At 56.3% G+C, this 21,778-nt stretch carries 16 protein-coding genes and 2 tRNA genes; 10 read left to right on the plus strand and 8 right to left on the minus strand.

Annotated features, from left to right (window positions below; translation table 11 throughout):
* Positions 1–16: 16 nt before the first annotated feature.
* The gene (gene hpnA, locus CPA57_RS02320) at positions 17–1,024 is read right to left on the minus strand and encodes a hopanoid-associated sugar epimerase (protein ID WP_182081150.1); all 1,008 of its coding nucleotides are present in this window, start codon (positions 1,022–1,024) and stop codon (positions 17–19) included.
* A gap of 119 nt (positions 1,025–1,143) precedes the next feature.
* Between hpnA and CPA57_RS02325 the strand changes: the two genes are divergently transcribed.
* Positions 1,144–2,169, plus strand: coding sequence for a lysylphosphatidylglycerol synthase domain-containing protein (locus CPA57_RS02325; RefSeq protein WP_229709187.1), 1,026 nt, complete (start codon positions 1,144–1,146; stop codon positions 2,167–2,169).
* A gap of 45 nt (positions 2,170–2,214) precedes the next feature.
* Entirely contained in the window at positions 2,215–3,105 is an 891-nt protein-coding gene (locus CPA57_RS02330; protein ID WP_182081152.1) for a prephenate dehydrogenase/arogenate dehydrogenase family protein, read from the plus strand.
* Positions 3,106–3,229: 124 nt separating this feature from the next.
* Here CPA57_RS02330 and pyk read toward each other — a convergent pair whose 3' ends face one another.
* The 3 genes from pyk to guaA form a co-directional block, all read right to left on the minus strand.
* A complete protein-coding gene (gene pyk / locus CPA57_RS02335; protein ID WP_077395340.1) occupies positions 3,230–4,594 on the minus strand; it encodes a pyruvate kinase in 1,365 nt (454 codons plus the stop codon).
* A gap of 24 nt (positions 4,595–4,618) precedes the next feature.
* Positions 4,619–5,461 carry an SH3 domain-containing protein gene (locus tag CPA57_RS02340; protein WP_182081154.1) on the minus strand — a complete coding sequence of 281 codons (843 nt, stop codon included), beginning with the start codon at positions 5,459–5,461 and terminating at the stop codon, positions 4,619–4,621.
* A 628-nt stretch (positions 5,462–6,089) separates the two neighbouring features.
* Positions 6,090–7,685, minus strand: a complete 1,596-nt coding sequence (gene guaA, locus CPA57_RS02345) for a glutamine-hydrolyzing GMP synthase (RefSeq protein ID WP_182081156.1) — start codon at positions 7,683–7,685, stop codon at positions 6,090–6,092.
* Positions 7,686–7,847: 162 nt separating this feature from the next.
* Here guaA and CPA57_RS02350 point away from each other — a divergent pair, with 162 nt between their 5' ends.
* The 5 genes from CPA57_RS02350 to CPA57_RS02370 all read left to right on the plus strand — a co-directional run bounded on the left by CPA57_RS02350 (position 7,848) and on the right by CPA57_RS02370 (position 12,666).
* The gene (locus CPA57_RS02350) at positions 7,848–8,225 is read left to right on the plus strand and encodes a hypothetical protein (RefSeq protein ID WP_182081158.1); all 378 of its coding nucleotides are present in this window, start codon (positions 7,848–7,850) and stop codon (positions 8,223–8,225) included.
* Positions 8,226–8,325: 100 nt separating this feature from the next.
* Positions 8,326–8,402, plus strand: a tRNA-Arg gene (locus tag CPA57_RS02355).
* Positions 8,403–8,433: 31 nt separating this feature from the next.
* Positions 8,434–8,510, plus strand: a tRNA-Arg gene (locus CPA57_RS02360).
* A 152-nt stretch (positions 8,511–8,662) separates the two neighbouring features.
* Positions 8,663–9,988, plus strand: a complete 1,326-nt coding sequence (gene lysA, locus CPA57_RS02365) for a diaminopimelate decarboxylase (protein WP_182081160.1) — start codon at positions 8,663–8,665, stop codon at positions 9,986–9,988.
* Between the two features lie 5 nt (positions 9,989–9,993).
* Positions 9,994–12,666 (plus strand): DUF4175 family protein, encoded by a 2,673-nt coding sequence (locus CPA57_RS02370; protein ID WP_182081162.1) that lies wholly within the window; start codon positions 9,994–9,996, stop codon positions 12,664–12,666.
* Between the two features lie 116 nt (positions 12,667–12,782).
* On the opposite strand, the gene CPA57_RS02375 is transcribed toward CPA57_RS02370, so the two are convergent.
* The 3 genes from CPA57_RS02375 to CPA57_RS02385 all read right to left on the minus strand — a co-directional run bounded on the left by CPA57_RS02375 (position 12,783) and on the right by CPA57_RS02385 (position 17,370).
* Positions 12,783–14,294: a Ppx/GppA family phosphatase gene (locus CPA57_RS02375; RefSeq protein ID WP_229709188.1), complete on the minus strand. Its 1,512-nt coding sequence runs from the start codon at positions 14,292–14,294 to the stop codon at positions 12,783–12,785.
* 2 nt (positions 14,295–14,296) lie between these two features.
* Positions 14,297–16,429: an RNA degradosome polyphosphate kinase gene (locus CPA57_RS02380; protein WP_182081777.1), complete on the minus strand. Its 2,133-nt coding sequence runs from the start codon at positions 16,427–16,429 to the stop codon at positions 14,297–14,299.
* A 236-nt stretch (positions 16,430–16,665) separates the two neighbouring features.
* On the minus strand, positions 16,666–17,370 hold the full coding sequence (locus tag CPA57_RS02385; protein WP_182081778.1) for a DnaA/Hda family protein: 705 nt from the start codon (positions 17,368–17,370) through the stop codon (positions 16,666–16,668).
* Positions 17,371–17,536: 166 nt separating this feature from the next.
* Between CPA57_RS02385 and purM the strand changes: the two genes are divergently transcribed.
* Together purM and purN are read left to right on the plus strand one after the other, a co-directional pair.
* Positions 17,537–18,595, plus strand: coding sequence for a phosphoribosylformylglycinamidine cyclo-ligase (gene purM, locus CPA57_RS02390; protein WP_182081164.1), 1,059 nt, complete (start codon positions 17,537–17,539; stop codon positions 18,593–18,595).
* 8 nt (positions 18,596–18,603) lie between these two features.
* Positions 18,604–19,188 carry a phosphoribosylglycinamide formyltransferase gene (purN, locus tag CPA57_RS02395; RefSeq protein ID WP_182081166.1) on the plus strand — a complete coding sequence of 195 codons (585 nt, stop codon included), beginning with the start codon at positions 18,604–18,606 and terminating at the stop codon, positions 19,186–19,188.
* Between the two features lie 99 nt (positions 19,189–19,287).
* Here the strand turns inward: purN and ndk are convergent, their stop codons facing one another.
* Entirely contained in the window at positions 19,288–19,710 is a 423-nt protein-coding gene (gene ndk / locus CPA57_RS02400) for a nucleoside-diphosphate kinase (protein WP_182081168.1), read from the minus strand.
* Between the two features lie 113 nt (positions 19,711–19,823).
* On the opposite strand from ndk, the gene CPA57_RS02405 reads away from it, so the two are divergent.
* Positions 19,824–21,737: an ABC-F family ATP-binding cassette domain-containing protein gene (locus CPA57_RS02405; RefSeq protein WP_182081170.1), complete on the plus strand. Its 1,914-nt coding sequence runs from the start codon at positions 19,824–19,826 to the stop codon at positions 21,735–21,737.
* The last annotated feature ends 41 nt before the right edge of the window (positions 21,738–21,778 follow it).

The raw sequence follows: 21,778 nt of genomic DNA on the forward strand, positions 1-21,778 counted from the left end.
CAGCCTGTCCCACCTCTTATGATGAAAAATGGCCCCACCCATGTTGACGGAACCACGCCACAGAATCAGCAACAGCCTGACGGGCGGCACGTGGCCGATAGCCTAAGTCCTGTTCTGCCTTGGCAGAAGAAAAAAACATCAACTTTTTGGACATGTCCAGCATCTCCTTTGTGACACGTGGCTGAATACCAAAGGCTTTTGCCAACATTTCGGAGATATAAGCCACAGGATAAAGCCATGACTGCTTTAGCTGAATACGAGGCGGACGGCGGTGGGCAAGCTCTGCAACCATGCGGAACAGGTCGCCCAACATAAGGTTTTCACCACCCAGAATATATTTCTCACCAATTGTTCCTCGCTCGAAGGCAAGAACATGGCCTTCTGCCACGTCATCGACATGGACAATATTCAGCCCGGTTTCCACATAGGCAGGCATACGACCCGTTGCACAATCCAGAATCATTTGTCCGGTAGGGGTCGGTTTGATATCCCGAGGGCCTACAGGCGTAGACGGATTCACGATAACAGCAGGCAGCCCCTCCTCCCGAACGAGACGCAGAACCTCCTGCTCTGCCCGGTATTTGGAGCGCTTATACGCCCCTACAATCTGATCCTCTGTGACTGGAGACGATTCCGTAGCTGGGATACCATCATGAGCTGTGGCCAAAGCCGCAACGGACGAACAATACACAATCCGCTTTACACCTGCCTTCATGGCAGCAAGCATCAGGTTTCTTGTCCCTTCAACATTGGCCCGCATCATCACTTCCGGGTCCGGCACCCAGAGGCGGTAATCTGCAGCGACATGGAAAAGATACGTCACACCTTCCAGCGCCTTTGCCATGCTCTGGGGGTCTGCCAGATCACCAACAACGAACTCCACAGGCAGGTCGGCCACATTACGGCGGTCTGACGTCTGGCGGACCAGAAGACGCAGACGATGGCCACGCTCCAAAAGTGTGCGTGCAACAGCCGATCCTACAAAACCGGTTGCTCCGGTAACCAGAGTTATATCCTCTGACATCTTCGTCCCTCCCTCGCTTCAAATAGCCTTCCTCTGCCGGATATAGGCCCCGTTATCATAACGGGTAAAGCCCCGAGAGATTGGACGTCCGCCACAGAGTAGCCTAGAAAGGCAGAAACATGGATTTCACGTTGATGGCGGCCACCTTGAAAAAAATACTTCCTTTTATCCTTTCACTGATAGGTGTCGTCCTTTTCTGTTTTCTGACGTTACGCACGGGCATACATCCGATTCTTGCTTCCCTTGCTAAGGTCGGCTTCGGTGGGTTTATCCTGCTGGTCATTAGCCAGCTCGCCGTTAGTGTCCTTCTTTGTGTCGCCTGGAAAAGCAGTATTCCAAACATTAGTTTCCTGCGCCTGACGTTCTCACGATTTGTCCGAGATGCTGCGGCGGCCTGTCTGCCTTTTTCTCAACTTGGCGGCATGCTCATCGGCATACGAGCCACCACAGCGGGGCACCCACGCCATACAACGGATGGCCAGTCCGTCAGCTGGACGGAAGGCGTAGCAGCCAATATTGTTGACATCACAATGGAAGTTCTGGGCCAGCTTGCCTTCATCATCATCGCCCTACTCTGCCTTATCGGACAGGCCGATGCGGGGCGGTTCATCTGGCCACTGACAGCCGGAATCACCCTTCTGAGCATCGGCGTTGCTGGCTTCATATGGACCCAGCAACGCAGCGGCAACGCCCTTCAGGCTCTGGCCCGCTTTCTCTCCAGATATATCTCTACCAAATGGCATGATGCACTGGCCGATAACAGCGAGCACTTCCAAACCTATATTAAAAGCCTATGGGACCAGCCGGCACGTATCGGTCTGGGGGCAGCGCTGCATCTGCTCGGTTGGATCGGCGGTGCGCTGCTGACATGGCTTTCCCTTATCCTACTGGGCACGCACTGCTCTTTCCTCAATGCATTGGCCATTGAAGGGGCCGTCTGTGGTATTATGTCCGCTGGTTTTCTAGTTCCCGGTGCATTAGGAGTACAGGAAGCAGGCTATGTAGCGCTGGGACACCTGTTTGGCATCAGTCCCGATATTTCTATTAGCATTTCCCTGTTGCGGCGTGGCCGAGATATCATCATCGGCATTCCTATCCTGCTCCTTTGGCAGTTCTACGAATTCCGCCAGCTACACCAGGCCTGAACACCACCGCCTACACGCCCCTTACAAGATGAGACGACACTTACCATGGCTGAAGCCCCTCTCTTCGATACCCTAACCATCGTTGGACCGGGGCTGATTGGCTCCTCCCTTCTCCGCCGTGCCCGCCAAACCGGTACGCTGGCTCGTCATCTCATCGCTGCCGACTGCTCGCCAGATGTTCTGAACCGGGTAAGAGAACTGGACATTGCCGATGAGGTTACCGCTTCCCTGACTGAGGCAGCGGCAAAGTCTGATGCCGTCATCCTCTGTATTCCAACGGGGGCTATCCGGCCGGCGGCCACCAAAATACTTCCTTTCATGCAGCCAGGAAGCATCCTTAGTGATGTAGCCTCCGTCCGCAGCACATTAGGGCCGGATATTAGTGCCTTCCTGCCGGATGGGGTGAGCTATGTCCCAGCACATCCCATGGCCGGAACAGAATATTCCGGCCCGGATGCTGGCTTCGCCACCTTATTTGAAGACCGCTGGACCCTACTTGTTCCCCCGGAAGGAACCGCCCCTGAGGCTATAAGTCTGATGAAACGATTCTGGCAGCGGTGTGGTGCCCGCACTCGGCAGATTACCGACCAGTATCATGACCAAGTCTGCGCTATGGTCAGTCATCTGCCTCATCTGCTGGCCTTCACCATCTGCGACACGGCAGACCGACTTTCAGCTGATCTTCGTGGCGACGTGCTAGAATATGCTGCTTCGGGCTTCCGGGACTTCACCCGTATCGCCGCATCCGACCCGACCATGTGGCGGGACATCTTCCTGACGAACAGGGATGTTCTACTCGCCACGTTCGAACGTTTCGAGAAGGATGCCCACCTCATGGTCGAGGCCATCCGTAACGGAGATTCCGAGGCCATCACGGAGCGCATCCAGCGGGGTCGCCGCATCCGGCAGAGCCTGCTAGACAACCGGCAAGCCTGACCCGCAACCTCCCCCCCTATACGAAAGAAGCCCGGCAGGTGATCAATCTGCCGGGCTTCTTCTTTTTTCTCCCCTTCCCGGACGGCCGAAGCCATCAGGGAAGCAAGAGACGCATCAGCAAGGATCAGGCCTTGACGATGCGCAGGTTCTTGGAGCTGTCGAGCAGAACAACGTGCTCGCCGTCCTTGGCGAATTCGCCAACGGCCTTCACGTCATCCTTGCTGGACACAACCTTCGGGAACACACCCCAGACCACACACAGGCGGCGGGAAATGGTTTCGTTCGTCAGGGCCACGATTGGCTCATGCGGACGCTCACGGGAGACCAGAACAGCACTGCGGCCATTCTCTGTATGCACGGCCAGAGCAGACGCACGAGCATTGCGAGCCACATCAAATGCAGACTTGGCCTGTGCACCCTGAATTGTGTGCTCGGAAACCGGGCGCATACGATCCATACGGGCACGCCATTCCGGGTCCTGCTCCACACGGGCAGTCACGCGGGCCATCGTGGCCACGGCTTCCGGACCGAAGGAGCCGGCAGCACTCTCGGCGGAGAGCATGACAGCATCGGCACCATCATAAACGGCATTAGCAACGTCGGAGACTTCCGCACGGGTCGCAACCGGGCTGCTGATCATGCTTTCCATCATCTGCGTTGCCACGATGACCGGGCGGCCCTGACGGCGAGCTTCAGTGATGGCACGCTTCTGAATGACCGGCACATCCTCAGCCGGCAGCTCGACACCGAGGTCACCACGGGCAACCATCAGCGCATCGGAGAGACGGATGATCTCATCAAGGCACTCAACAGCCTGCGGCTTCTCCAGCTTTGTGACAATCCATGCACGACCCTTGACGATGTCACGGGCTTCCTGAATGTCAGCCGGACGCTGCACGAAGGAAAGGGCGATCAGGTCCACACCGATGGAGAGGGCGAACTGGAGGTCCTTATGATCCTTCTCTGTCAGGGCCGGGATCGGCAGGGCAACGTCAGGAACGTTCACACCCTTACGCTCGGAGAGCTTACCGCCCACGAGCACTTCTGTCTCCAGCGCTTCTTTGTGCTTCTTAACGACACGCAGAGCCAGCTTGCCGTCATCCAGCAGCAGGCGGTGACCGACATCAACAGCCCCGATAATTTCCGGGTGCGGCAGGTTAACACGGTGAGCATCACCGGGGGTCTTGTCCAGGTCCAGAGTGAACTTCTGACCAACCTTCAGCTGGACAGGACCATCCTTAAAGACACCAACACGCAGCTTCGGGCCCTGGAAGTCGGCCAGAACGGCCAGCGGGCGACCCAGCTTTGCTTCAGCTTCACGCACGGCCTTGTGACGGGCAGCGTGTTCATCATGAGCACCGTGGGAGAAGTTCAGGCGGAAGACATTCACGCCAATCTTGGCAAGATTAAGAATCTGCTCGGCGGTTTCTGATGCCGGCCCGAGGGTCGCAACAATCCGAGTGCGGCGATGATGGATGTTGGCTGTCATAACATTCCTCGACTTTTCATTTGTTCAGTCAGGCTGAATGATTTCACCGGGTTGCACCCCCCATAACAGGCGGCGTTCGATCCACCCGTCATAGCCCCTGACTGTGACATGACACCATGATGAGCCCTGTGGACAGGCCTTGATCTTCCCGATCGCACCCGGCTCCAGCAGGGCAACGATCGTTCGGTCCGGCTTATCCGAACTCATCAGAGGGACGTCATGATTCTGGCCCCGTGCCACCTCCCCCGCTGGCATATACGCCACAATGCGGGAATCAGCGTGACCCGTGGTCGAAACTTTAGACGCATCCCCATCATAGGACACGGAACCGGGTATGATAAAGGAACGGCTGCCATGCAATGTTACCTGATGTACCCAGCCCTTCTGGCCCTCTGGGTCTTCCACAAGACGCCAGACGCCAAATTCTCGCTCAATCATCACAGGGTAGCCACGGCGATGATAGACCCAGTCTATCGGGTAGCGTTCACCCGGGCCGCGCCGCATATAGACACGATCCGCCCGCATGGACGCATAACGTGGCAGGGGCAGCTTCGTCTCCGTTCCGACATTCTCCGGCACTGATGGCTGCGCTGACTGAGCCGCCTTTGCTGCCCCGGCCGCCGCTGCGGCAGCCGCCGCTTTATGCGCCATAGCCCGTTTATGCTGGGTAGATGCCTCATGCGCATGCCCGGCAACGTGATGCTTTTCGTGCTGTTTGCTGTGATGATGGGAATGATGGGGTTTATGAGATGTACCCTGCTCCCCCGCTTTCGCCTTATGAGCGGGCACAGATGCCAGCAGGGTCACCACCACCGGCAAAACCCCCTGCACATACTGCTTACGGGAAAAAGGAACAGGTACTTTCATCCCCTTATCCCTGCCAAGGGATAGCCTTTTGAGCAAGCCGTATTCCCCCTCTTATGTTCAAAAAATACGCCCACAGACAGCAACCCTGCCCTGCCAGAAAAGCGTGGCACATCTGCCAGATGGCTCAGCTCGCCCTATAAAGCCCAAGACACATTTACACCACAAGCAGAGACAACAATAAGCCCGATAAGAATCTCTGCCGTGCCCCGAACCAATGAACCCGCCTTGCAATCCTGTTTCTGGGGCGGTTGTTTTTTACGGCCTCATTACGCCTCTCGCCTGTCTAATGACCCTTTTCGCCTCCATCCTCATGGGTAGGCTAGGGGAAAAACCGGGATCACCTTCCTCCAACCTATCCCCGGAAAGAGCGGTATCCATACCGGCTTATTGTTACCACTAACGCTTTTCCTTGCAGCATCATAATGGCTCATCTGTTCGCCATGTTCAGCAACTCTCCCCTCTCGGCTTGGCTTTATAAACGAGTAAGGCCCTCTACCACCGTGGGAGTGACAGTTCTGTTCATAATACTTTTGTTCTGGAAGGCTCTGCGGCACATCTAGAAAAGGGAAGAAAAAACTCCCACAAAAAAGCCCGCATCACTGCGGGCTTTTTATAATAATCTACAAAATCACTCCCATTCAATCGTGCCCGGGGGCTTGGAAGTAATATCGTAGGTAACACGGTTGATGCCACGCACCTCGTTCACGATACGACCGGCGACACGGTTGAGGAACTCGAAGGTGAAGGGATAGACCTCAGCGGTCATACCGTCCGTACTGGTGACGGCACGCAGAGCGCAGGCCTGATCGTAAGTACGGTCATCACCCATCACGCCCACCGTGCGAACCGGCAGAAGAACGGCAAAAGCCTGCCAGATTTCATCATACAGGCCAGCCTTGCGGATTTCTTCCAGATAGATGCTATCCACCTTCCGCAAGAGGTCCAGCTTCTCCCGTGTGATGTCACCGGGGATACGAATGGCCAGCCCCGGCCCCGGGAACGGATGCCGCCCAACAATATGCTCCGGCACGCCGATCTCACGACCCAGCGCACGGACCTCATCCTTGAAGAGCTCACGCAGCGGCTCGACCAGCTCCATATTCATACGTTCCGGCAGACCACCCACATTATGGTGGGACTTAATGGTCACGGACGGCCCACCATTGAAGCTGACACTCTCAATCACATCCGGATAGAGCGTACCCTGAGCAAGAAACTGTGCTCCGCCCAGCTTGGCAGCTTCCTGCTCGAAGACCTCAATGAAGAGACGACCAATGGTCTTGCGCTTCACTTCCGGGTCCGTCACGCCAGCCAGTTCACCCAGGAACAGATCGGACGCATCACGATGGACCAGCCGAATATTGAAGCGATCCCGGAAGGTCTTCACAACCTCATCGGCCTCACCGGCACGCAGGATGCCAGGATCAACGAAGATGCACGTTAGCTGATCGCCGATCGCATCATGAATCAGCTTCGCAGCAACGGAACTGTCCACACCGCCAGAGAGACCGCAAATCACCTTGCCATCACCCACCTGCTTGCGGATACGGGCAATTTCGAGATCACGGAAACCAGCCATCGTCCATGTGCCAGAGCACCCCGCCACATCATGCGTGAAGTTGCGGATCAGCTCTGCACCATGCGGCGTATGCACCACCTCGGGGTGGAACTGCACACCATAGATGCGGCGTTCCTCATTAGCGATAATGGCAAATGGCGCCCCCTCGGAATAAGCAACAGCCTTAAAGCCAGGCGGCAGGGCAGCAACACGATCGCCGTGGCTCATCCAGACCTGCTCACGCCCGCCCTGTGCCCAGAGACCATGGAAGAGTGCACATTCCTCGGCAACATCAATGTAGGCACGACCAAATTCACGATGATCATGCGTTTCCACACGGCCACCCAGCGTATGGCAAAGAACCTGCTGGCCATAGCAAATACCCAGAATAGGGCGGTTCAGTTCCAGCAACCCTTCTGGCAGAGTTGGTGCATTGTCATCATGCACACTGGCCGGACTACCAGAGAGAATGATGCCCCGTGGGTTAAACTCACGGATTTTCTCCAACGAAGACGTGAACGGCCAGATCTCGCAATAAACCCCGCTTTCCCGCACACGGCGAGCAATCAGCTGGGTTACCTGACTACCGAAATCCAGAATCAGGATGCGGTCTTCATGGAGAGTTTCATCAAGCTGCTGAAGGGTATCTGCGTTTTTCTGCGTCAAGTTTCGGGCCTCGCCTACTGGATATGGCACAATGCTCAATTCGTGCTAATCTCTATAGGACGATAGACCGCCAACGTCATCCTTATTCTCCACCGGTTTTTACCTTTTGGAAAAGATTTCTACGGCGACTTAGACTCTCAAATGTACATTCAGGAACTGCGCATGCGTCCCGCCTTTCTTACCTGCCTGCTAAGCCTCTGCACTCTTGGGGCCTGCTCTTCCCTTCCTAACCCTGCCTCTGACCCCTATGGGCTGTGGATGGGCAAACTTGTGACCGAACAGGGCCTCTGCCCGACTGATGAAATGTCCTCTCTCCGTATTCGTGGGCATGAGATTGTCTTCAATCCCGGTATGAACTCATCCATCCTCCGGGGTACTTACGAGAAGGGCCAACAGCATTATCTGGCAGAGTTGGTCGATAAAGGAATGAACGGCACCTCTTACCGGCAGATTTTTAACGGATATCCGGTTGGTACCGCTATTGGCGGAACATACACATCCCCACGCTGCCGTGCTCATGTCTCTCTGGTCCGCCGCTAAACCTCATCATCGGGCATCCCACTGGAAAATATTTAAAAAAAACTTCTTCAGTGGGGTTGCACCACAGGTCGAGACCGGATAGAAGCCTCCTCAACACGGCGCACCCGTAGCTCAATTGGATAGAGCACCAGACTACGAATCTGGGGGTTAGAGGTTCGAGTCCTCTCGGGTGCACCATGCTATTATAAGCCCGTTAGAATGGGCTGCTGCACCCGTAGCTCAATTGGATAGAGCACCAGACTACGAATCTGGGGGTTAGAGGTTCGAGTCCTCTCGGGTGCACCACATTCCTTTATATCTCCAAAATAGTCGCTCCATCCTGCTTCCTGCCTATGGCAAAGAGTTTGGCATTGCTCTTACGGAATCTCCATTAAGGTCTCCGGTTTCCTACGGGTTACACCTTCCCATTTCGGCTGCTGGTCTGTAATCATGCAGTTATGACTTCGACACGTCCCGACCCGACATTACAGACCCTCCTAAACAACCATTCCAATCTGTCCTACGAAGGCAGCAAAGGACTGGTGATGGATGGCACCTCCCTTACAGATATTGCCAAGCAGCATGGCACGCCTAGCTGGGTTATCAGTGCTGAAACGCTGCGTCGCCGTGCCCTTGCCCTGCAAGATGCCTTCACGACGCAAAATCTTCCTGTTCATTGCCATTTTGCTGTCAAAGCACAAGACCACCAGGCCTGCTTAACCGTATTGGCTCATTGTGGGTTTGGGGCCGATGTCGTCAGCGGTGGAGAGCTGCACCGTGCTCTTGCCGCAGGCATGAAAGCCCGTGACATCGTCTTCTCCGGCATCGGCAAGACTGATGAAGAGCTGGAACTGGCCATTTCCCACCAGATTGGCCAGATCAACGTCGAGAGTGTGGAGGAGCTACACCGTCTTGATGCCATAGCACGGAAAATGCAACGCCGTGCCCGCATTGCCTTCCGGGTCAATCCCGATATTGATGCCCAAACACACAGCAAGATCACGACAGGGCGGGCAGAAGATAAATTCGGCATCGCTCATGATGCCATCCCTGCCCTCTACCGCAAAACCCAAACAGAAATGACCGGCATAGAACTGGTCGGCCTTGCGGTCCATCTCGGCAGCCAGATGGTCACAGAAGCCCCCTTCCGCAAAGGCTATGAACGGATCGCTTCTCTGGTTCGCACCCTACGGGCAGATGGCCTGGATGTCAGCGATATTGACTGCGGCGGTGGCCTCGGCATTGCCTACCGGAACGAACAGGCCCCACCACCTGCCATGCTAACGAACATCATTGCCGAAACGCTCGGCAACCTGGATGTGCGGCTGCATGTCGAACCGGGCCGTTGGCTGGCTGCCCCTGCGGGCGTTCTTCTGGCCCGTGTTATTGATGTAAAAGACGCCGCACGCCGCTTTATCATCATTGATGCTGGCATGAATGAGCTAGTCCGCCCGGCGATGTATGATTCATGGCATGGAATCCTGCCCCTCCACACACCTGAGGACCTCACCGCAGAGGAAGTTGTGGATGTCGTTGGCCCCATTTGCGAAAGCAGCGACATCTTCGCCCGCCAGCGGCATCTCCCCCCTCTGAAGAAAGGCGATATGGTAGCCCTTCTGGATGCTGGCGCTTATGGAACGGTCATGAGTTCTACATATAACTCACGGCCTCTTGCCGCCCAGATCATGATTGATGGCGACCGGCAGGCTGTCATCCGCAAACGCCAGACACTGGATGAGCTTCTTGCACAGGAAGCCATCCCCGACTGGCTGCCCCGCACCTGACGCCCGTGAAGGCCGCACTTCTCCCTCCTCGGTTTGCCCGTATCCAACGGAAGGCCTACCGTCGGCTCCGGCTGGAACAATGCTGGCACTATGCCCGCTGGCCCGTGCTGCTGGCTGGCCTCTGGGGGTGTGCGGCCCTTCTCCATCTCCCGCAATCACTCCCCGATGGTATTCATCTCCTACTGGAAGGCCTCACCTTCGGGAGCGTGCTGATTTGGGCAGGGCGGAAAATCTACCACCTTCTCCCACCTTCCGCAGAGCAAATTGATCACCGGATTGCCAATGATTCCGGGCTTAGTTTTCCACCTCTTGCTGCTCTAACTGACCGCCCTGCCTTGCCTGAAAGTCTCTCGGAAGACGAGATACACAAGGAAGGACAGCTCTGGACCATCCACCGGCAAAGGCTCCTCGACTCTCTGGCGGCACTCCGCCTTCGCCCCCCACATCTCTTTCCTCATTGGACAGGATGGCTAACAGCATCCATTGTTGCCCTCTGCTTATTTACACTCGGGGGGATTGCCGGACCGCAAGCAGGACTGCGCTTTAAGGCAGGGTTTATCCCCGGTATGGATGATGATGCTGCGGCTCTCCCCGCCATGCAGGCTTGGATCGACCGCCCTACCTATGCACCCGGCCCACCTCTATTCTTAACGGCACATAACCTTCCCCTCTCCCTGCCGGAAGGTGCACAGCTACATGTTGTCGTGGAATCCTCATCCGCCTCTCCTCACCTGCATGGGGCTATCCAGAACCGCCGGACTTATCTAAAAAATGGCAGCTGGCAGATTGAAGGCATCCTACGAAAGAGCGGAACCGTCAGCCTCTCTGTCCGCGGCCGTAGATTGGGCCGCTGGCATCTTCAAATCAGCACCGACACACCGCCAGATGTTCAGTGGACCGCCAAGGCCGGTGCCACATCGCAAGATTGGTATACCAATTTTCCATGGTCTGTGGCCCAGCCTCACGGTGTCGCCACGCTGGAGGCCAGATTACAGCCCATCATTCCTCCAGCACACAAACCAGACCCAGCCCACGCTGTGACCATTCCTCTACCGTTGGAGAAGCAGCCCACCAACGCAACAGGAACAACTCGGCTTGACCTCTCCGACAGCCCCTTTGCCGGGCTGAAAGTTGTCGGGCAACTCTGTGCCCGTAGTGGCTCGGGAAAGCAGAATTGTTCCCCGTTCCAGACATTCCGCCTTGGTCATCGTCCTATGCACGATCCGCTAAGCCGTGCGCTGCTGGACCTACGTCTGCATCTTGCCGTTGGTCAGATAGACCAAAAACAGGCCGCTCATATTCTGGCTCTTCTGACAGAACTCCCCCTCTCGCCGGACCTCTCCACACCGCTTGTTTCACTCCAGCGGCAGGCGACCCTCGGTATGTCAGACCAATCGTTAATGGAACAGCTCTGGTTCACAGCTCTTTATGCTGAGGATAAAGCACAGTCGGGGCAAGCCATTGCAGCCTCCATGCTGCACGTGCGAGCTTTGCAGAATGCCATCCGGCTGCATCTTCTCGCTCTTGGGGAACATCCCTCTCCGCCCCCTTCGGATGAACAGCAGAAGCTGCATGACGAGCTAGGAGCCCTAAAAACCGCTCTTGATGAGCACATGGCGTTCATCTTCCAGAAAGCCAGCCAGAATGGTCTTGTAATGCCCCTACCCGGTGGCAAAGGCATGCCTTGGATCCGTCTCGCCGGACAGGTCCAGTCCGATGCCCTTGCTGGACGGACGGCGCAGGCCCTCGAACATCTACGCAACATGGTGGAACCCGCCGAACAGCTCCGACAAGCCACCTTGCCCGACATGCAGGCACTGGCAGCCTCCATGCAGGCACAAGCCGAAGCCCGTACACAACGTCTGGCCTTGCGGGACCTCATCCGACAAGAAACAGACCTTCTGAATCATGCTCAGAAACGCCTTTCTTCGGAGCAGCCCAGTTCAGACGATAGGGAAAGCCAGCACAAGGATGTCTCCCAGATGTCCACAGCCGAGCTACTCAGTCAGCTGGGCATGGCCCCCGCAGCGACTGACAAATCTTCTTCCACATCCCCGTTAAATCAGGATGTCGTTCTGCTTCATGCAGATGATCGGCAACAGGACCACGCCACACAATATGCTCTGCGCCTTCTAGCACAGGCACTCAACCACCGTGGTGAAACGCTGACGAAGAAGAAAATGCCCAATCTGCTAAAAGCAGAAAAAGATATGGGGTCTGTCCTGAACAGCCTTGCCACGCGTCAGGATGAGGAGAGCGTAAAGAACATTCAAACCGTTCTGAACGACCTTTCCCAATCCCGGCATGACATGAGCAAAAACCAGTCTGAGGCCAGCCAAAACAGCAAGGGACGCTTGGGCTTCATTCCGCCGCCCTCATCATCCACCGCCCCGGATGAACAGAATGGCAGCCCCGCCGCCTCCCCGGATGATGACCCAAACAGCGGGCAGGATGAGGATAACCATGACGAAGAACAGAAACAGCCGGATAATCAGGACCCATTAGGCCGCAAGATGGATGACAGCCCCGATTCTGATGCCCATATCCCGGACCATGAACGCAATCGTACCCACGACATTGAGCGTGAACTACAACGGCGTGCCTCCGACCGCACCCGTCCACAAAGTGAACTGGACTACCTCAACCGGCTACTGGCCCCCCTCCGCCAGTCACACTAAACAGCCCGCAAAGAAACGTCAGGCGGCCTAACAACCGCATAAACAAAAACGGAACCAGCACCTATCAATGATGCTGGTTCCGTTCCGAAACTACTTATCGTTTCAAGCAGTATCCTTTAGCGCAATAACGGCTTTCTGCCGAGTGCCTCAGCCAACCGCTCCAACTGGCGTGAAATGGCACTACCACCAGACCGCAGACGGCTGCCATGCAGGCTAAGTACCAGTTTATCATCCTTCATAGCCAGATGTGTGCCCTCCAGCAGGCCTTCTGTTCCAGCACAGAGCGTATAGACCAGACGCAGCGCCAACCCCAGCCGGACAGCCGCATCATAACGTTCCTTACTCAAAAGACGGCGTGAAGGCTCCAATACGGGGTCATCCCGATTGATTTCATACCGCACACCCAGCACAAGGGCGAGAAAGGCCCGGGCCTCGTGAGAGAACCCAACGCCATGGCAATACAAAATCCGCCGGTATGTCTGTTCCGCCCGATATTGCGGATGATCGTAAGAACCAATGTCAGACACGATACAGGCCAACCGGAGCTGAGCAGCCAAAAAGGCATCCTCTACCCAATCCAACCCGGTCAAGAAGACGGGAGAGACCCATGTAATGAGCGGTTCTGCCAGAGAGGCATTACGTCCAAGCCGCCCTGCCATCTCCCGAGCCAGAGCCTCCATAGGGTCTTCCTCTGCCACGGAGGCCGCAACCTCGCGCATGTACCACCCCTCGCGCAGACCTTCCGCACTGAAGACAACCTCCCGTGCATCCGTCCGCTCCAAAAGGGCCAGAAGAACTTGCGCTGCAAATGGTGCATCAACCATTCGCTTACGTGGCACATTGCCAACCTTTTCTATCTGCTTGCGGCTAGCACCGATGACCCAATTCGCCATCTCCTCTGCCTCGGCACGGTCAAGCCGAAAGAGATGCACCATATTCAGCGGGTAATCCATGCGGGCCACATGCAAGCGGGCCAGAGCTCGGAAAGCACCACCCACCAGATAGAGCGGCTTGCCAGCCACTGTTTCCAGCCACGACACATTCGCCAGTGTCTTCCGGGCGATTTTGCCGGCCTCTTCCATATCCTCCTGCGAACGCTCCCGCAGGCGGATCACCCCAAGCGGGGTTGTCCCGGCCTCAAAATAGGCACCATCCCGGACACGGATAAGCTCCAACGAGCCGCCACCAATATCAGCGACCACACCATCAGCATCCGGCAGAGCGCAGAGAACTCCAGCAGCTGAATAATCAGCCTCTTCCTCGCCATTCAGCACCCGAAAGCGGGCTTCAGGCATCCGGATACGGGCTTCTTTTACGAATTCATCCCCGTTACGGGCATCCCTTACGGCAGCTGTGGCCAGAACATCGAACGGTTTCACCTTCATGGCCTGACCAATGGCCTGATAGCGGGCCAGCACCTCCAATGCACGGTCGATGCCTTCCTCGCTCAGCATACCCGTGGCCTCTAGCCCGGCACCAAGGCGTAGCGTGGCCTTTTCGTTAAAGATGGGAACGGGATTGCGAGCAACCCCCTCATACACCACCATCCGCACGGAGTTTGAACCAAGGTCCACGATTGCAGACCGGCGAGACGGCCTGTCCTCCCACTGCGCTGCCATATGCACCATTCTTACGCCTCCTTCGCAGGCCCTTCCCCATCTTCGGAGTCCGGCCGGGGATTCGCCGGAGTATCTACCTCTCCATTTGACGCAGAGGCTTGTTCCATAAAATAGTCGTGAGCGGAAAGGGGAGATTCACCGGGTTCGACACGTTCCCACCGACCATCCGGCAGCATGACCCAGCTCTGCAATGTGTCATGCACATTCACAACCATGATCTCATCAAGAATGCGAGCATGGGCGTTCGTGTCCGTAATAGGCACCATAGCTTCAATGCGACGGTCCATATTCCGTTTCATCCAGTCCGCCGATGCAATGAAGAGCTTTGCCTGAGGGGAAGGCAGTTCATGGCCATTCCCAAAGGCGAAGACACGCGCATGCTCCAGATACCGCCCGACAATGGAGCGTACCTCAATCCCTTCGGAAAGACCCGGCACACCCGGCCGCAAGCTACACATACCCCGCACCACGATGGTGATCTTCACACCAGCCTGTGCAGCCTCGTAAAGCAGATCAATCAGCTTCCTGTCTACAAGGCTGTTCATCTTGAGCCATATCTGCCCAGGACGCCCAGCACTGACATGCTCCATCTCCGCCCGCACCAATTTTTCCAACGTTGGCCGGATGGTCAGCGGGGAAAAAGCTACAGCCTGAAGCTCTGGCACGGCAGCACCGGTGATGCAGTTGAATAGCCGGGCACAGTCATCAACAAGTGCAGGATTACAGGTAAAATAGGAAATATCGGTATAAATCTTAGCCGTATTGGGATGATAATTGCCTGTCCCGTAATGGGCATAAGACTGGAGATGGTCACCTTCCCGCCGGACTACCAAAATCATCTTGGCATGAGTCTTATAGGCAGCCAGACCATATACGACCTGCACACCTCTAGTCTCCAGCATACGAGCAAGACGGATATTGGCCTCTTCATCAAACCGGGCCCGTAATTCCACCTCGGCCGTAACGGCTTTACCGGCTTCAACTGCCTCAATCAGCGCATCCACAATCGGGCTATCGTGCGATGTCCGATAAATGGACTGCTTAATAGACAGGACATCCGGATCTCTAGCTGCCTGCTTGAGGAAATGAACGACCGTATCGAATGTTTCGTAAGGATGATGGACAACTAGGTCCTGCTCCCGAATCGTAGCGAAGTAATCGCCATCATGCTTCAAGACACGCTGCGGAATACTGCCATGATACGGCTTAAAGAGCAGGTCCGGCCTGTCGGAAACAATAAGCTGTTTGACATCGCCCACCCCTACCATTGTGGGGAGATGGACCACATCATCCTTAGCGACCCCCAGCTTGCGGATGAGATGCCCGGGCAAATGGCCATCTATCTCCAGATGAATGCAAGCCCCACGCCGCCGCTCCTTCACAGCCTTTTCAAAGCTATCGAGCAGGTCTTCGGCGTCCTCTTCCAGCTCCACATCAAGGTCCCGGACCAGACGCAACATACTGGCACGGACCGCATCAAGCCCCGGATAGAGACGCTTGGCAAAATGGGAGATGACATCTTCCAGCAAAACGAAACGGATTGTCTCATCCTTATCCGGCAAACGGATGAAACGAGGCAGCTTCTCTGGCAGAACCACCATGCCATCCAGCATGTGGCGATCTGTCTTCGGGTTTTTGAGGCGAAGAACCAGAGCCTGCCCACCACTGAAAATGAATGGTAATGGATGGGTAGGATTCAAGGTAAGTGGCGTCAGGACAGGAAAAAGCTGCTTATCAAAATAGGTGGAAAGCCATTCCTGATCATGATGATGGAGCTTCTCAACATTCTTGATGAGAATGTTCTCACCCCGCAGCTCCTTCACCATGTCACCCCAGATACGCTGCTGCTCCTTCTGAAGGTGCCATGCCTGATGGCGGACCGTTTCAAGCTGCTGGGCCGGGGTCAACCCATCCGGGCTTTTCTTGCTGGAACCAGCCTTCAGCTGGTCCACCAGCCCCGCAACACGGACAGCGTAAAATTCATCCATATTGCCAGCACTGATGGAAAGAAAACGCAGCCGTTCTAGGAGAGGGACATCCGGGTTTTCAGATTCGTTTAAAACACGCTGGTTAAAATCCAACCAACCCAGCTCACGATTGATGAAACGGGCCGGATGTTTCTTATGCACGGCCTCGCTCGCCATATTCGTCTCTGTAAACGCCATATTCTCTATACCGGACATGACAATCTCCTCACCTGACTGGTCAGCGGGCATGATCCTGCCCATTTTTACCCCGATTAAGACCGTATTCCTGTCGGCATGACAATTATTAACATAGTATTTCAGCCTTGCAGGCCCCTTAGGAGATTAGGGCTGGACAGGCCTTCACCATCGCAGAAAACTACGAACTGCACCACTTGAATTACGCCCCCTCCCCGTCACTCTTCCTCACCGAGAAGGTCACTTAAAACATCCACGGCAAGGGCACGGCTTATCGCACTACCCCGCCTCATGGCAGCATCATCCAGTCGTTGCACGGCCTGCACCAAAGCATCGCCTGTCCTAGGCAGACGCCGCCAAAGCCAGTCCGTAACGGATTGAGGCACGATCAGCTGCCGCTCGGCCAGTAGGGAAAGCAGCAAGGTTGCCCGCAACTCATCCTCCGGCTCTTCCAGCCCTGCCGTCATGGTCGCCCGAAGCCGACTCGCAAGGTCCGGCAAGTGGAAGAACCGACGCGCTGGTGGATGCCGTGAGGCCATAAGAACCCGCCGCCCCGCCGCATGGGCACGGTTGAGTAGGTGCAGCAAAGCTACCTCCTGCGTCAGCCCTTCCAGATGGTCGATCACAAAAGGCGTCACGTCTGGTTCCAACTTCTGCCCAGCTACCAGCAAAGCACCGTCACCATCGCAGGTTAGAGCATCAGCATCGAACTGCACCGCCCGATGCTGATGCGCCCAGACATGTAGCAGATGGCTCTTGCCTGTTCCCGCAGGCCCCCAAAGCCACAGCCGCCCCTCCGGCCAGCGAGGGCGTGCTAGCCAAACCCGTGCAGACACATTGGAAGACCCGGTAATAAACCGTTCCGCTGAGAAAGGACGGTCCTGTTGAAGGTCCAACGCCAGCTGTACCCGTGCGCCTGTCATCGCTGCTCCATCCGTCCCCTCATTACGGCCCGCCCCTTCCCATCTTGGGATAAGGTTTCCCATTCTTTCACAGAACCGAAAGGATTTGACGGTCCTGCACATTCCGTCTTTATGCAGGATGCTCTATAAAGGGGCCAGCATCAACCAGCAGGAACACCATACCCCCATGACCAAGACATCCGCCTCCCCCAGTGCCAGTTATGCCGCCGCCGGTGTGGACATCGAAGCCGGAGACGCTCTGGTTGACGCCATTAAGCCGGCGGCCAAAGCCACGGCTCGCCCCGGTGTCATGGGCGGTCTGGGAGGCTTCGGCGCTCTCTTCGACCCCAAAGCCGCTGGCCTGAAGGACCCTGTCCTCGTCAGCTGCACGGACGGCGTCGGAACAAAACTTCTGCTCGCTATCGAAAGTGGCCTGCATGACGAAATCGGCATTGATCTCGTCGCCATGTGCGTCAATGACCTGATCGTACAAGGTGCTCAGCCGCTCTTCTTTCTGGACTATATGGCAACGGGCAGTCTTTCCGTTTCCGTGGCACAACGCATCATCAAAGGCATTGCCGCCGCCTGTAAGGAAAGCGGCTGCGCCCTCGTAGGTGGAGAAACGGCCGAAATGCCGGGCCTCTATGGCAAGGGGCATTACGACCTTGCGGGCTTCAGCGTTGGTGCTGTGGAACGTGACGCCATGCTGCCCGCCACCATTCATGAAGGCGACAGCCTGATCGCCCTGCCATCCTCTGGCGTTCACTCCAATGGTTTCTCTCTCGTCCGCCACATCGTGGATGCCGCCGGCCTGAGCTGGAAAGACCCCGCCCCCTTCTCTCCGAAGCAGACATTGGCCGAAGCCTTCCTGACGCCCACACGCCTCTACGTCAGCACTGTTCTTGCCCTGCATGAGAAGAAGCTGATCAATGGCTGTGCCCATATCACCGGTGGTGGCCTGCCGGGGAACCTCCCCCGTGTTCTACCCGAAGGTCTCGGCGTGGAAGTGGACGGCCAGAGCTGGCCAATCCCCGGCATCTTCTCATGGCTGGCCGAACAGGGGCCTGTCAGCGAAGAAGAAATGCTGAAGGTCTTCAACTGTGGCATCGGCATGGTGCTGGTCACCAGCGAGCCAGAGAAGGTCATGGCAGAACTGGAGCAGCGTGATGAAGAAGCCATGCTGATCGGCCGTGTCGTCCGCAGTAGCACACCATTCCGTCTCACGTCCCCGCTGAATCTGGGCTGAGCCGGACCATGGTGAAGAAGACACCCATCGCCGTTTTCATCAGCGGTCGTGGTAGTAATATGGTCGCCCTGATGGAGGCCTGCGCTCGCCCGGACTTCCCCGCCGAGATTGTTCTTGTCCTGAGTAACAAGGCCGATGCTGCCGGGCTGGAAACAGCCCGCAAAGCAGGCATCAAAACACTTTGCGTCCCTCATAAGGAGTATGGCAAAGACCGTGAGGCCCACGAGAGGGCATTGGACAAAGCCGTGCGGGATTCCGGGGCAAAGCTGATCTGCCTTGCTGGATACATGCGGGTTCTGACCCCTTGGCTGGTCCAGCAGTGGGAAGGGAAGATGATCAACATTCATCCCAGCCTGCTTCCTGCCTTCCCCGGCCTACATACACACGAAGCCGCCCTGAAGGCTGGAGCCAAAGAACATGGCTGCACCATCCATCTCGTGACAGATGGTGTGGATGAAGGCCCCATTCTTGCGCAGGCCCGTGTTCCCGTTCTGCCCGGCGATGATGCAGATACTCTAGCCGCCCGTGTTCTGGAGCAGGAACACCGCCTTTACCCAGAAACACTGCGTCAGTTCCTTGAAGAGCGCTTCTGATTAGCCTTCATAAAAACGAGCAACAAAAAAAGGGAGCCATTTCTGGCTCCCTTTTCCTATGAGGCCTGAGCCTCAACCTGTTTCCATTTAAAGAATGGATCAGGGCAGGATTTCTGTCTCAGCAAAGAAGAAAGAAATCTCACGCTTGGCGTTCTCGAGGCTGTCGGACCCATGAACGGAGTTCTCGCCAATGCTCTGGGCATAAAGCTTACGCACGGTACCTTCAGCAGCTTCAGCCGGATTTGTGGCACCCATCACGTCACGGTGGTGAGCAACGGCATTCTCGCCTTCCAGAACCTGCACAACTACCGGAGCAGAGCACATGAAGGACACCAGCTCACCAAAGAAAGGACGCTCCTTGTGAACTTCGTAAAAAGCACCAGCCTGCTTCTCCGTAAGCTGGATGCGCTTCTGAGCCACGATACGCAGACCGGCGTTCTCGAATACAGCATTCACCTTACCCGTCAGGTTGCGGCGTGTGGCATCAGGCTTGATGATGGACAGCGTACGTTCCAGAGCCATAAGACCCTCCTCAATAATCAATGTCTATAATCAGCCTCCCCTAGAGGAAAAAACCCGGTTCTGGTAGTGTTGCGGGTATCTTTTTTCATATTTTCATGTCCTGAGGGGCCTGCGTGAGCTTACTGACCATTACCGACCTTACCTTACGCATCGCAGGCCGCACCCTGCTGGATCAGGCGTCCCTTACCATCGAACCCGGGCGGCGCATCGGGTTGATCGGCCATAATGGGGCCGGAAAATCCACCCTTCTAGCGGCCATTGCAGGGGATATTGCACCCGATGGCGGCAGCATTACCTTTTCCGGCCGTGCCACGATGGGGCGGGTGAAGCAGGAAACACCATCAGGCGACCTCTCTCTGCTGGAAACAGTGCTAAACAGCCACGAGGAACGCACCCGCCTTCTGGCCGAGGCTGACAACACGACCGACCCAACCCGCCTAGCAGATGTGCATGAACGCCTCCTTGCCATTGATGCCCATAGTGCCCCAGCCCGGGCCAGCACCATTCTGGCCGGTCTGGGGTTCGATCAAGAGGCACAGAAGCGGCCTGTTAATGATTTTTCTGGCGGCTGGCGGATGCGTGTAGCCTTGGCCAGTGCGCTCTTTCTGGCCCCCGACCTGCTATTGCTGGATGAGCCAACCAACCATCTGGACATCGAAGCCACATTATGGCTGGAAAACTGGCTCGCCCGCTTCCCCGGTGCCGCCTTGATCGTCAGCCACGACCGTGCGCTGTTGGATAACAGCGTGCAAGCCATTGCTCACCTGGACCAGAAGAAACTTTCCCTCACTCCCGGCGGGTATGAACGCTTCGTGCAGATACGCACGGAACAGCGGCTCCAACAGAATCGTCAGGCTGAAAAGCTGGCAGACCAGCGGGCAAAGATGGAAGCCTTTGTGGCCCGCTTCCGGGCCAAAGCCACAAAAGCAAAGCAGGCCCAATCCCGCTTGAAGGCTCTAGCCCGCCTCCCGCAGATTGATTCGGTCGTGGAGGACACACCCACCCGCTTCTCCTTCCCCGATCCCGGTGCCTTGCCACCGCCCATGCTGAAACTGGAGGATGTCTCTGTCGGCTATGGCGAGACAGCCATTCTGCGCCGCCTCTCCCTCCGGCTGGACAGTGACAACCGGATCGCCCTGCTCGGGCGGAACGGACATGGTAAATCGACCTTTGCTAAATTGCTGGCGGGTCAGCTTTCCCCTATGTCGGGCGAAGTACAGGCCTCATCCCGCCTGAGGGTTGGCTATTTTGCCCAGCATCAAACGGATGAGCTCATTCTGGATGAAACGCCCGTCCAGCATATGGCCCGCACACTGAAAGATGCCACGCCGCCACAAGTCCGTGCCCAACTGGCCCGTTTCGGCCTGGATGCTGAACGGGCAGAAACACCTGTCCGTAATCTCTCCGGTGGTGAAAAGGCCCGCTTGCTCCTCGCACTAGCGACCCGCCATGCCCCTCATCTCCTACTCTTGGATGAACCAACCAACCATCTGGACCTTGATGCCCGTGATGCGCTCATCCGTGCTCTTGGAGAGTTTGAAGGGGCTGTCATTCTTATTAGCCATGATAGCCATCTGGTAGAATCCGTTGCTGATCAGCTCTGGATTGCCGAGAATGGCACAATCACACCTTTTGATGGCGACATGGATGATTACCGTTCATGGCTGGATGAACGGGCCAAGCAGGCCACGCAGGACAATCAGCGTCAGGCGGCCCGTTCCCAGAAGGACACCGCCAACACTACACAGCCGGACAAGAACCAACAGCGCGCCCAGCGCAAAGAGCAGACCCGCCAGCTAGCCCCACTCCGCCGCAAAATCCGTGATTTAGAAACCCGGCTGGAACGGTTGGAAAAGGCTAAATCTCAGCTGGAAGCTAAGCTAGCCGACCCGAACCTTTATCAGTCCAGCCGTGCGGAAGATATTGCTACGTTGAACAGTGACCTTGCCCTTGTCAGCCAGAAACAGGAAGAGACAGAAATGCACTGGCTCGAAGCACAAGATGAACTTGAAAATGCTACAAATTGACCTGACGTGAAATAACCCACATTATTCTCTGCGTCATTTCT

This window comes from Bombella favorum (assembly GCF_014048475.1).
GTDB classification, from domain to species: domain Bacteria; phylum Pseudomonadota; class Alphaproteobacteria; order Acetobacterales; family Acetobacteraceae; genus Bombella; species Bombella favorum.

Coding starts and splice junctions, on each gene's coding strand:
- CPA57_RS02380 (WP_182081777.1), bottom strand. CDS start 16,429: ATGGCGAGCGAGGCCGTGCATAAGAAACATCCGGCCCGTTTCATCAAT.
- CPA57_RS02340 (WP_182081154.1), bottom strand. CDS start 5,461: ATGAAAGTACCTGTTCCTTTTTCCCGTAAGCAGTATGTGCAGGGGGTT.
- CPA57_RS02350 (WP_182081158.1), top strand. CDS start 7,848: ATGCGTCCCGCCTTTCTTACCTGCCTGCTAAGCCTCTGCACTCTTGGG.
- ndk (WP_182081168.1), bottom strand. CDS start 19,710: ATGGCTCTGGAACGTACGCTGTCCATCATCAAGCCTGATGCCACACGC.
- purN (WP_182081166.1), top strand. CDS start 18,604: ATGGTGAAGAAGACACCCATCGCCGTTTTCATCAGCGGTCGTGGTAGT.
- CPA57_RS02325 (WP_229709187.1), top strand. CDS start 1,144: ATGGATTTCACGTTGATGGCGGCCACCTTGAAAAAAATACTTCCTTTT.
- lysA (WP_182081160.1), top strand. CDS start 8,663: ATGACTTCGACACGTCCCGACCCGACATTACAGACCCTCCTAAACAAC.
- CPA57_RS02375 (WP_229709188.1), bottom strand. CDS start 14,294: ATGGTGCATATGGCAGCGCAGTGGGAGGACAGGCCGTCTCGCCGGTCT.
- CPA57_RS02330 (WP_182081152.1), top strand. CDS start 2,215: ATGGCTGAAGCCCCTCTCTTCGATACCCTAACCATCGTTGGACCGGGG.
- purM (WP_182081164.1), top strand. CDS start 17,537: ATGACCAAGACATCCGCCTCCCCCAGTGCCAGTTATGCCGCCGCCGGT.
- pyk (WP_077395340.1), bottom strand. CDS start 4,594: ATGACAGCCAACATCCATCATCGCCGCACTCGGATTGTTGCGACCCTC.
- hpnA (WP_182081150.1), bottom strand. CDS start 1,024: ATGTCAGAGGATATAACTCTGGTTACCGGAGCAACCGGTTTTGTAGGA.
- CPA57_RS02385 (WP_182081778.1), bottom strand. CDS start 17,370: ATGACAGGCGCACGGGTACAGCTGGCGTTGGACCTTCAACAGGACCGT.